Annotated in this window: 13 protein-coding genes; 5 read left to right on the top strand and 8 right to left on the bottom strand. The window is 71.8% G+C overall.

All coding sequences use genetic code 11. The features are described 5' to 3' along the window. Positions 1-30 precede the first annotated feature (30 nt). The 4 genes from OG524_RS01905 to manD form a co-directional block, all read right to left on the bottom strand. Positions 31-1,749, bottom strand: a complete 1,719-nt coding sequence (locus OG524_RS01905) for an acyl-CoA dehydrogenase family protein (protein ID WP_405808744.1) — start codon at positions 1,747-1,749, stop codon at positions 31-33. Between the two features lie 47 nt (positions 1,750-1,796). Continuing rightward, the gene (locus OG524_RS01910; protein WP_405392732.1) at positions 1,797-2,363 is read right to left on the bottom strand and encodes a PadR family transcriptional regulator; all 567 of its coding nucleotides are present in this window, start codon (positions 2,361-2,363) and stop codon (positions 1,797-1,799) included. Positions 2,364-2,425: 62 nt separating this feature from the next. Then, positions 2,426-2,596 carry a hypothetical protein gene (locus OG524_RS01915; RefSeq protein WP_405808746.1) on the bottom strand — a complete coding sequence of 57 codons (171 nt, stop codon included), beginning with the start codon at positions 2,594-2,596 and terminating at the stop codon, positions 2,426-2,428. Positions 2,597-2,625: 29 nt separating this feature from the next. After that, positions 2,626-3,840, bottom strand: coding sequence for a D-mannonate dehydratase ManD (gene manD / locus OG524_RS01920; RefSeq protein ID WP_405392730.1), 1,215 nt, complete (start codon positions 3,838-3,840; stop codon positions 2,626-2,628). Positions 3,841-3,986: 146 nt separating this feature from the next. On the opposite strand from manD, the gene OG524_RS01925 reads away from it, so the two are divergent. Further along, on the top strand, positions 3,987-4,370 hold the full coding sequence (locus OG524_RS01925) for a hypothetical protein (protein WP_405808748.1): 384 nt from the start codon (positions 3,987-3,989) through the stop codon (positions 4,368-4,370). Beyond that, positions 4,339-4,731 carry a hypothetical protein gene (locus OG524_RS01930; protein ID WP_405808750.1) on the top strand — a complete coding sequence of 131 codons (393 nt, stop codon included), beginning with the start codon at positions 4,339-4,341 and terminating at the stop codon, positions 4,729-4,731. Before OG524_RS01925 ends, OG524_RS01930 begins: the two co-directional genes overlap by 32 nt. A 127-nt stretch (positions 4,732-4,858) precedes the next feature. Here OG524_RS01930 and OG524_RS01935 read toward each other — a convergent pair whose 3' ends face one another. Both OG524_RS01935 and OG524_RS01940 read right to left on the bottom strand, forming a co-directional pair. Further along, positions 4,859-5,452, bottom strand: coding sequence for an isochorismatase family protein (locus OG524_RS01935; protein WP_405392728.1), 594 nt, complete (start codon positions 5,450-5,452; stop codon positions 4,859-4,861). Positions 5,453-5,586: 134 nt separating this feature from the next. Then, the gene (locus OG524_RS01940; protein WP_405392727.1) at positions 5,587-6,273 is read right to left on the bottom strand and encodes a hypothetical protein; all 687 of its coding nucleotides are present in this window, start codon (positions 6,271-6,273) and stop codon (positions 5,587-5,589) included. 450 nt (positions 6,274-6,723) lie between these two features. Between OG524_RS01940 and OG524_RS01945 the strand changes: the two genes are divergently transcribed. Next, positions 6,724-6,849, top strand: coding sequence for a hypothetical protein (locus OG524_RS01945; RefSeq protein WP_405392726.1), 126 nt, complete (start codon positions 6,724-6,726; stop codon positions 6,847-6,849). 17 nt (positions 6,850-6,866) lie between these two features. Continuing rightward, positions 6,867-7,763, top strand: coding sequence for an acetylglutamate kinase (gene argB, locus OG524_RS01950; RefSeq protein ID WP_405392725.1), 897 nt, complete (start codon positions 6,867-6,869; stop codon positions 7,761-7,763). Positions 7,764-7,977: 214 nt separating this feature from the next. Here argB and OG524_RS01955 read toward each other — a convergent pair whose 3' ends face one another. Together OG524_RS01955 and OG524_RS01960 are read right to left on the bottom strand one after the other, a co-directional pair. Next, complete coding sequence (locus tag OG524_RS01955) at positions 7,978-8,499, bottom strand: GNAT family N-acetyltransferase (RefSeq protein ID WP_405392724.1); 522 nt, start codon at positions 8,497-8,499, stop codon at positions 7,978-7,980. A 269-nt stretch (positions 8,500-8,768) separates the two neighbouring features. After that, positions 8,769-8,981 (bottom strand): MbtH family protein, encoded by a 213-nt coding sequence (locus OG524_RS01960; RefSeq protein ID WP_405392723.1) that lies wholly within the window; start codon positions 8,979-8,981, stop codon positions 8,769-8,771. A 600-nt stretch (positions 8,982-9,581) separates the two neighbouring features. Here OG524_RS01960 and OG524_RS01965 point away from each other — a divergent pair. Further along, a complete protein-coding gene (locus OG524_RS01965; protein ID WP_405392722.1) occupies positions 9,582-10,694 on the top strand; it encodes an alpha/beta hydrolase-fold protein in 1,113 nt (370 codons plus the stop codon). The last annotated feature ends 45 nt before the right edge of the window (positions 10,695-10,739 follow it).

Genomic DNA, 10,739 nt, shown 5'->3' on the forward strand with positions numbered 1-10,739 from the left:
CGGATCCCGGCGGGCACCCGGTCCGCGTGGTTACGGCGCCATCTCGTACGCCCCGGACAGGGCCTCGACACGCTCCCAGACGCGTGCCGAGCGGGCCGCGTCGACGACGGGCCGCCGGACCGAGCCGAGTGCCCAGCTCTGCTGCGCGCCGGTGGCCGACTCCTTGCCGTGCAGCTCCACCGCGTGGGCGGAGAAGTCGCGTACGAGCACGGCGAACAGTTCGTCGAGCACGTCCTGGTCCAGGTCCGTGAGACGGGCCTGTTCCAGGACGAGCTGTCCGTGCACCACGAGTGCGAAGAGCTGGCCCACGGAGAGCAGGAAGTCGAGGTCGCGGCTCTGCTCCTCGTCGGGTGCGACGTCGGCGACGAAGTCGCACAGGGCGTCCGCCTGCTCCCGGAAGCGCGCGACGTTGGGCACGTCGGCGTACGCGTCGTAGGCGGGGCGCCAGTCGTGGAAGCGTACGGAGCCCAGGCCGCGGGCCGGTCCCTGGCGGAAGAGGAACGCGTCGTCGGCGGCGTCGAGGCGGGTCGGCACGGGTGCGTACTCGGCCGGGTTCAGCAGGTGGTTGCGCATGAACTTGAGGATCAGCGCGAGATTGACGTGGACCGTGCCCTCCAGCTTCGGCAGCCCGCGGATCTCGACGGCGGCCTGGGCGAAGTAGGTGTCCTTCTCGAAACCCTTGGCGGCGATGACGTCCCACATCAGGTCGATGACCTTCTCGCCCTCCGTGGTCACCTTCATCTTCGTCATCGGGTTGAAGAGCAGGTAGCGGCGGTCGTCCGGTCCGGCCGAGCGGAAGTAGTCGACGGCGCGGTCGCTGAACAGTTTCATGCCGACGAGCCGGACGTAGGCGTCGGCCAGTTCGCGGCGCACGTGCGGGAACGCGGTGACGGGGCGGCCGTACAGGACGCGGTTGTGCGCGTGGGTGACGGCCTCGTACATCGCGTGCTCGCAGATGCCGATCGAGGCGGTGCAGAGGTTGAACTTGCCGACGTTGACGGTGTTGAGCGCGGCGTCGAAGGCGGCGCGGCCGGTGTGCAGGACGTCGTCGGGGCCGACCGGGTAGTTGTCGAGGCGGAACTCGCTGACGTACTTGGACGAGTCGACGACGTTCTTCACCAGGTGGTAGGCGGGGTGGCGGCTGTCCGCGGCGAAGAAGACGTAGCCGTCCGGGCCTTCGACGTCGGTGCGGCGGCCGAAGACGGAGACCAGCCCGGCGGCGTTGCCGTTGCCGATGTAGTACTTGGAGCCGGTGGCCAGGAAGCCGCCGTCGCCGGCCGGCTCCAGGAGCAGGTCGGTGGAGTAGATGTCGGCGCCGTGGGCCTTCTCGGAAAGACCGAAGGCGAACACCTCGCCCTGGGAGAGGAGTTCCGCCGCGCGGGTGCGGGCGGCCTTGTTCTCGCTCTGCCAGACCGGGCCGAGGCCGAGGACGGTCACCTGCCACGCGTACCAGTAGTCGAGACCGTAGAACCCGAAGATCTCGTTGAGCGCGGCGATCCTGGCGGTGTCCCAGCGCTGGTCCTCCCGGTCCGCGGCGGACGACGGGGTGAGGAAGGTGGCGAACAGCCCTTCCTCTGCGGCGAAGGCGAGGAAGTCCCCAAGCCAGGCACGGGACCGGTAGTCCTCGATCAGCCGGCGCTTGCCGCGGTCCTCGAACCAGCCGACGGTCGCACGCAGCAGCCTGCGGGTCTCGGGGTCGAAGTGTGCCGGGTCGTAGGTGCGCGGGTTGAACAGCAGCGGGTCGGTCATCGAGGTCCGCCTTCCGGGAGTCGGGGGTTTGAGGGGTACGGAACGGTTCAGGTGCGTGGGTGATCACCGGCGATGCGGTGGAGGGTGGCGAGCACGTCGTCGAGCCAGGCGATCGTCATCCGCTCGTACGCGATGCCGCCGCGCAGCACGACGTGCTGCAGCTCCTGGCCGGCGTCGAAGGGCGCGGGGGCGTCCGGCCCGGTGAAGTCACGGATCTCGCCGGCGAGGTAGTGCGCCAGCCGGTCGCTGTGGATCCGGTGGTGCCGTTCGACCTCGCGGACCAGCGCGGCCGGGTCGTCGAAGGCGGCGCCGCGGATCTTCACGGCGAGGTCGTGCCGGATGCTCTCGGGTTCGATCGGCTCGTGCAGCCACCGGGAGAGGGCGTCGCGGCCGGGGGCGGCGACGGAGTACTCCTTCTTGTCCGGCCGGCGCTCCTGCGGCACGTCGCGGACGTCGAGGAGGCCGTCGCCCTCCATGCGCTTGAGGACGCGATAGATCTGCTGGTGGGTGGCGGTCCAGAAATAGCCGATGGACCGCTCGAACCGCCGGGCCAGTTCGTAGCCGGAACCCGGCTGCTCCAGCAGGGAGACGAGGATCGCGTGTTCGAGCGCCATACCCCGATCGTTCTATGCAACTGGTTGCATAGGCAAGCCACGCCGCCCGGGTGAGACACGGCTCACGGCGCCGGCAGGCGGCGGGGCGGCTCCGCGCCGAGGCACGGGACACCGGCGGACGGGCCGCCACCGTGCGGGGGCGCCGTCACCCCGCCGATCCCGCTGTTCGCGCCCGTGACCACCGCGGTCGTACCGGAGAGGTCGGGCATGTCGTCCAGGCTCCATGAGCGCATGGGGCGCACCTCCCCCGCGACCCGGGGGCTCACCAGTCGTGGACGGTGCCGTCCTGCAGACGGTTCACGGGCAGGTAGGCCGCCTCGTACGGGTGGGCTGCCGCCGCCTGCTCGTCGAGTTCCACGCCGATTCCGGGTGCTTCGCCCGGGTGCAGGTGTCCGTCGGTGAACGTGTAGGCGTGCCGGAACACCTCCTCGGTGAGCGCTGTGTGGCCCGAGTACTCCTGGATGCCGAAGTTGTGGACGGCGAGGTCGAGGTGGACGGCCGCCGCCATTCCGACCGGGGAGATGTCCTCGGGGCCGTGCACGGCCGTCCTGATCTGGTAGAGCGCGGCGAAGTCGAAGAGCTTCCGCAGCGGTGTGACGCCGCCGAAGTGCGTGACCGCGGACCGCACGTAGTCGATCAGCTGCTCGGTGATCAGGGTCTGGTAGTCGTACACGGTGTTGAAGACCTCGCCAACGGCCAGCGGTGTGGTGGTGTGGCGGCGGACCGTGCGCAGTGCCTCCTGGTTCTCCGCGGGCGTGCAGTCCTCCAGCCAGAACGGCCGGTAGGGCTCCAGGTCCTTGCCGAGCCGGGCGGCCTGGACCGGCGTGAGCCGGTGGTGCACGTCGTGGAGCAACGGCAGTTCGGCGCCGAACTCCGCGCGGACGGCGTCGAAGACCGCGGGGACATGGCGGAGGTAGGCCTCGGAGTCCCAGTCCTCGACCAGGGGCCGGGCCTGCTGGTGGAGCACCGGCGCGCCTTCACGGTCCGTGCTGTGCACCCCGTACACGGCCTTCAGGCCGGGGATGCCCGACTGGATGCGGACCGCCGGGTACCCCTCGGCGAGGCGCGCGCTGACGGAGTCGAGCAGTTCGGGGATGTCGCGGCCGTTGGCGTGCCCGTACGTACGGACGCGCTCGCGGCTCGCGCCTCCGAGGAGCTGGTACAGCGGAAGTCCGGCGGCCTTGGCCTTGATGTCCCACAGCGCGACGTCGACGGCGGCGAGGGCGGCCATCGTCACCGGTCCGCGCCGCCAGTAGGCACCGCGGTACAGGAACTGCCAGGTGTCCTCGATGCGGTGCGGGTCCCCACCGATGAGCAGGGGGGCGACATGGTCGGTGAGATAGCTGACGACGGCCAGTTCCCTGCCGTTGAGTGTGGCGTCACCCAGGCCGGTGAGGCCCTCGTCGGTCGTCAGCTTCAGTGTGACGAAGTTCCGGCCGGGGCCGGTGACGACCACCGTCGCGTCGACGATCTTCATGCGGATGCTCTCCCCGTGCGGTGGGTGCGGTGGGCCGGATCGCCCTCCGGGCTGCCGACGTCAACCCTGCACCACACGGTGCGCAGCCGGTCCGCCGGGGCGGGTGAACACCCGGACCGTCGGGGTCAACTGCCGTAGGTGCCCGCATGCTCCGACGGATACGGATACGGATACGGATACCGGTCACCGGGCGCCCGGACGCCCTGGCGGCGGTTCTCGCCGCCGTCCTCGCCACGATGCCGGCGCCCGCGGCGGCCGACGGCTCGGACGGGGTCGCGCTGCGGCTCGGAGTCCCGGCGGACTTCCGCGTGTACGACGCCGACGAGGGTGCCGCCGCCGTGAACAGCGACTTCGTCGTACCCGTCGCCGTCGCGCCCGGCGACGGCCCGGAGCGCAACGTCAAGGTGACCGTGGACACGTCGGGGCTGGAGGAAGTGGCACGGGCGGACCCTGGGCGGCTTCGAGGTGGTCCCGCCGGAGGGGACCACCGTCACCTCGGTGCCCTACACCTTCGAGAACTCGGAGGGTGAATGGGCGTGCGACCGGCCGGAGAACCCGGACGGGGCGTTCGTCTGCGACATCGGCCAAGGCGGCTTCATGGAGGTGCTGGACGAAGGGGGCACGACCGCCATCGACTTCCGCATCGACCGGCAGGTACCCGGCGCACGGGGCACCATCCGCACGTACAACCGCTACGACCGCACCGCCGGCAACGACCTGGCGGTCATCCCGCTCGACGCGTCGCCCGCCCTGCCCTGCCGGCCCCACCGGGACCCCGTCGTGTGGGCCGTGGGTGCCGTGGGTGCCGTGACGGTCGTGGTCCTGGTGGCGCCGCACCGGTGGCGGCGCCGCGTTTCCGGGCGTGAAGACGCCCGCGCGTCCCGGGCGTGATAACGCCGGGACGGGTTCAGCCGGCCCCGTGCCGCCCGGCGGCGAGCTCTCCGGGAACCGGGTTTCCTGCCCCGTGGCGGACCGGCCTCTGCCGGCCGGTCCACCGTGTCGGGCGCGGTGCCGTGGACTAGCGCGCCACGGGCGCCTCCCCGGACACCGCGATGCCTGCCCTGCGGAAGTCGTCCACGGCAGCGGCGGTCGTGTCGGGGGCGACCCCGACCGAGTAGTCCAGGCGTACGCGGGCCCGGAATCCCGCCGCGACGGCGTCAAGCGCGGTGGCACGCACACAGTGGTCCGTTGCGATGCCCACGACGTCGACGTCCTCCACTCCACGGGCACGCAACCAGTCTGCCAGGGAGGTACCTTCCGCGTCCGCGCCCTCGAAGCCGCTCTTGGACGCGCTGTGCGCACCCTTGAAGAAGACGGCGTCGACCTTGCCTCCGGTGACGGCGGGGGCGAAGTGGGGGTGGAACTCACCGCCTTCGTTTCCTGCCACGCAGTGGACGGGGAAACTGTCCTTGAAGTCGGGGTTCGCGGAGAAGTGGCTCCCGGGGTCGATGTGGTGGTCCCGGGTCGCGACGACGTACCGGTAGTCGTCCCCCGCGCTCCGCTCCACCAGATCGGCGATCGCCGTCGCGATCCTCGCACCGCCCGCGACGGGAATTCTGCCTCCCTCGCAGAAGTCGTTCTGCACATCCACGACGATCAGTCCTCGGCTCATCACGAACACCTTTCACTGGGTACGAACGGGAAGTACCGCAACGGACATCTGATCCGGCCCTCCGCGTTCTACCGGCTGCCCCGGCCCCCGCCGGTGACCGCACAACCGTCGCTCACCTGGACGGCCCAGGACATTCACCGCAGGAACGATTCGCACCGCACCGGAAACAGCCGTGCGCCAGGGAGCAGTTCACGGGGTCGCAGGCCGATGACGCGCAGACAGTTCTCCTGGCCGTCCTGCCCCGACGGATAGGCGAGGGTCACCGCGCCGAGGACGGTGACGGAACCGTCCCTGTGCAGTTCCGCCGCCTGGGTACCGGCGGGGAGGCGTCCCGCGAGACGTCCGAAGGCCGCCGTGCCGTCACCGTCGGCGACTGATTCCTCGACGTCGAAGCGCCAGTGCGCCGCCGCGTCGGCCAGCAGCACCTTGCCCGTACGCCCCAGACCTGCGAGGAAGCCGGCCCGGGACCGCACATGACCGGCTACGGCGCAGCAGATCCGGACCGTCTCGCCGTGGGGTGTCGCCGCCCGTGCGTACGCGGGGTGCGGAACGAAGGACAGCGCTTCGTCCAGCAGCCCCAACGCGGCGTCCCGAGCCGCGACGTGCCCGTGCCGCGCGATGTCGAGGAGGAGCGGAGCCGCCTCGGCCGCCGCAGGGAACACCTCTCCGCTGTGATCGTGCACGATGCCGCCACAGCCCAGGAGCGAGCCGGCCCGGGCCGCCTGGACCTGATTCGTCGCGGCGGCCAGGGTGCGCAGCCCCGCGGCGACACGATCCGGCTCGTACCGGTCGGGCGGGCCCGGCACGGCGTGCCAGTCCACCGTGTCTGGACATGTTCGACATGGCCCCCTCCTCCTGTCGTTCCCCCGCGCCCCGCGGCGGGAGCCGTGATCGATCCTAGGGACGGCCCAGGGAGAACGAGTTGCTTCCGTTCATTTCCCGAACCTGGGCACGAGTCAGCCCGGCGCCCCGGCAGTTGACTCCGTACGACCCCGGGGAAGGCAGGCGGACCGACGCCAGGAACCACGTTGTTTAGGTTAGGCTAAGTTAAAGAACTCTTGGCAGTTCGGACCCCACGGCGCGTACGTCGCCGGTAGCCGACTTCTCCGGCGAGGAACACGCCCTGGCGCTTCTCCGGGCCCCGCAGCGGCATGGTCTGCGCGACGGACGGGCTGCTGCGCGGCCTTCTCCTGTGCAGGGAGCCGAAGAACGCGTGACCGCGTCGCGAGCGGCACACGTCATGCACACCGACACCATGAGAGACGGAGACCATGACCGTACGGGCCGCGGAGGCCGGATCCAGTGACACGACCGGCGGGGAGACCCCTCGCCGGCTGTCGCATCCGGATGTGGGGATCGGCACGACGACCGCGCACGACAGCGGGCACGGCCTGTGAACGGGGTGGGGACGGACATGGGGCAGGTCACCGGCGAGCGCGCGGAGGCGGAGCCACCGCCACGGCCGGAGGAACCGCGACGCGGCACGGTCGTCGTCAAGTTCGGCGGTAACGCCATGGTGGACGCGGGCCTGCAACGGTCGTTCGCCCAGGACGTCGTGGAGCTGTGGCGCGCGGGCCTGCGCCCGGTCGTCGTCCACGGGGGCGGGCCGCAGATCAGCGCGATGCTCGACCGGCTCGGCCTGGAGACCCGCTTCGAGGCGGGGCTGCGGGTGACCACGGCGGAGACCATGGACGTGGTGCGCATGGTCCTGTCCGGCAGTGTCCAGCGGGAGTTGGTCGGCCACATCAACGCCCATGGGCCCTTCGCCGTGGGCATGACGGGCGAGGACGCGCACACCATGACGGCTGTGCGGCGGCAGGCCCGGGTGGACGGCCGGCCGGTGGACATCGGCCTCGTCGGCGACATCGTGGACGTGAACCCGGGCATGGTGCGCACCCTCCTGGAGCAGGGGCACATCCCGGTGGTCTCCCCCGTGGCACGCGGCGAGGACGGGGAGGTCTACAACGTCAACGCCGACCTCGCGGCGTCGGCCCTGGCCGTGGCCCTCGGAGCGGAACGGCTGGTGGTGCTCACCGACGTGGAGGGGCTGTACGCGAACTGGCCGCACAGCACCGAGGTGATCGAGCGCCTGACGGCCGCCGCGCTGGACGAGCTGTTGCCGGGCCTGGCGAGCGGGATGCTGCCGAAGATGGAAGGCTGCCTGCGCGCCGTCCGAGGTGGCGTGCGCAGCGCGCACGTCCTCGACGGCCGGGTGCCGCACGCGGTGCTGCGAGGCGTCCTCGGAGAGTCCGGACCGGGCACCACCGTGGTGCCCGACACCAGCCCGGCCCACGGCCTGGCCCCGGTCTGACCCCCGTCCGATTCCGGTCCGCGACCCCGATTCGCGCCCCCGGCCCGACCCGTCGGAGGACGCGCCGCCGGCACAAGGCCCGCAGGACCCCGAATCCCGCCCCGCCCCGGACACCTGTCCGGGGCGGGATTCGGCACGAGGTGGGCCCGGTCCCGTCATGGATACGCGGACTCCGCCGACGACCACCGGAACGCACGTACATGAGGGTGGACGGTCACAGGGGCCTCGCGAGGATGCGGGCGTTGCGACGGGGGTCCAGCGACTCCGCCCAGGACCGCGGCGCCTGACGTGCCGTCGCGGGCGCGAACCCGTAGCGCAGGAAGAGGCCGCCACCGCCGGTCGTCGCCGTGAACAGGGCGCCGAGCGACCGGGCGCGCGCCACGGACAGTGCGGCGCGCAGGAGCACCGCCCCCACGCCGCACCCTTGTCTGTGCCCGGCCACGCAGAAGTTGTAGAGAACGCCTGCGGGTCCGCGGTCCTCTCCCGGGTCGGCGGGGTGCACGCACAGGCCCGCACAGGCTTCGAGGCGGCCTCCTGGGCCCTCCGCCACGAGGAAGTCGGCCGTGCGGGTGGCGTAGAGCGACGCGGGCCGCTCCCGCAGCGCACCCGAGCGCATGAAGGGCTGGGACAGGTCGGCGAGTTCTGCGGCGTCCTCCACGCGGGCGAAGCGCACGGAGGGTGCAGGCGCGAGGAGCGCATGCGGCAGCGGGGCAGGACGCGGCGTAGCCGTGATCAAGGCTTTCCTTCCTCGGTTCCACGAACGAAGAGCGGCTCCAACGAAACGAGCGAGCCAAGGTTAGCCTTACCTAAATCGGACGTCCAGCGGGGATCGAGTGCCGCAGGACCCTTCCGCAGCGGCGGCGCGCGGCCTGCAACTCCACGGCCCGCAACAGGTCTGACGTTCCGCCAGGAAACGTTCCGCCAGAAAACGCCGAAGGCCGGTGCGGGAGCGCCGGGCGGGCGTTCCGGCACCGGCCTCGGCCGACAGCGCAGTACGAAGGAGGGTCAGGCGTCCGTGGACGCCGCGAGGGAGCGGGGGCGCAGATCCGTCCAGCGGGCCTCGATGAATTCCAGGCACGCCTCCCGGCTGTTCTCGTCGAAGACGGTCGTCCACCCTCCGGGCACCTCGGCGAAGGCCGGCCAGAGCGAGTGCTGACCCTCGTCGTTCACCAGGACCAGGAATCGGCCGTCGGGGTCGTCGAACGGATTGGTGCTCATGTGTCAGTGCCTCCTCGGGTACGGCACGGCCGATGGCAGCCGTGCCGGGAGTGTTCTTCAGGACGTCGGCGAGGGTGTGCCGGGTACGCGGGCGAACCGCACCCGGCACAAAGGCCGTTCCCGGGCCCGCCGTACGGCGGTTCCCCGCACCGGGCCGGCCGGTGCCGCGGGTCGCGACGAAGGCGGGCCGGATCGCGATTTCCGGCCGTCCGGTGGCGACGACCGGCGAGGGGCCGGCCGTCGGCAGGTCCCCGGGGCGCCGTGCACGGTGACTGACGCCCGGTCAGCGGCCCGCGCCCGGCATTCGCTCCACACGGCCACCGGGCCGGGGCCGGACGGTCCCGCCTATGCCGACGAGGCCGTGGACGTGGTGCTCGGCAAGGGACATGGAGGGCCCGTTCAGGAGGTGGATCGGGGATGGAAGCGAAAGCCGCGATTAGGTTAGGCTCGCCTAATTGAGGCGAGCTTAGCCTTTCCCCTTCCCTCTCACAAGGAGACGTTCATGCGCCTGGTGATCGAACGGGTCCGCTCCGAGGACGGAACCGAAGTGCCCGTCGGCGAGCTCGGCCGGACCATGGCCGACGACCTCACCAGCCGGCCATGACCGGTCCCGCAGCCGGCATCACGGCCGGCCCGGAGAACCCCTTCGCCGGGTTCGGACTCCCCGGCGCACCGGGAACCGACGCCTTCTGGGCAGCGGTACGGACACCCGCGTCCGTACCCGCCGACGACGGCGGCTGGGTGACCCTGTTCCTCCGGCGCGGGTCCCCGGCGAGCATCGGCTTCGAGAGCTGGTCGGAGCCGGTCCCCCTGCGCCGGTGGGGCGACACGGACTGCTGGTACGCCGAAGTGCCCATGCCGGCACGGCTGCGGGTGACCTATCAGTTCCTCGCGGACGACGCGGCGTACGCCGACCCGTTCAACCCGGCAGGCGCCGGCGCCGACCGTTCCATCGCCGCGACCCCGGACGCCCCGGACCAGCCGCACTGGCCCGTCGTGGGCGCCGACGGCGTCCTGCCCCTCCCCCGCACCCGGCTCCGGTGGACCAGCGCGCGGCTCGGCGGGCGGCGCACCGTGCGGGTCCATCCGGCGGGCGGCGGCGGGCCGGTGGTCCTGCTGCTCGACGGGGACGACTGGCTGTACCTGCACCCGGCCATGGCCGCGTTCGACTCGGCCGTGGCCGCCGGCGACATGCCGCCCGTCACGCTCGTCTTCGTACCCACGAAGGACAGGGAGGCCGAATTCGGGTGCGGGCCCGAACTGTGGGAGGCGGTCCGGGACGAACTGCTGCCGCTGGTGGCGGAGTCCGGTGTACCCGCCGACCTGGACCGGCTGGTGGTCGCCGGGCAGAGCCTCGGCGGGCTGAGCGCGATGTACGCGGCGCTGGAGTTCCCGGACCTGGTGTCCCGTGTCGCCTGCCAGTCGGCGTCGTTCTGGTGGACCCCCGACGCGCTGGAGCGGGCGGACCCGCTGGGCGGTCCGCCGGGCGGCACCGTCGCGGCGCGCCTGCGGGAGCGCCCCGATCTGTCCGGCCTGCGGATCGCGTTCGACGTGGGGGAACACGAGACGCGCATGCTGCCCCACTGCGAACCCGCCGAAGCCCTCGCCGCGCAGGCCGGTGCGACCGTGCGGGTCTCACGGTCCGCGTCGCACCACGACCGGGCGGGCTGGCGGCACGCCCTGCTCAGGGATGTCGCCTGGACGCTCGCCTAGGGTCTTTCGTTCGGATCACGCCGGAGACGCCGCGAGCCCGGCATG

It is taken from the genome of Streptomyces sp. NBC_01520, from assembly GCF_045040375.1.
Taxonomy (GTDB): domain Bacteria; phylum Actinomycetota; class Actinomycetes; order Streptomycetales; family Streptomycetaceae; genus Streptomyces.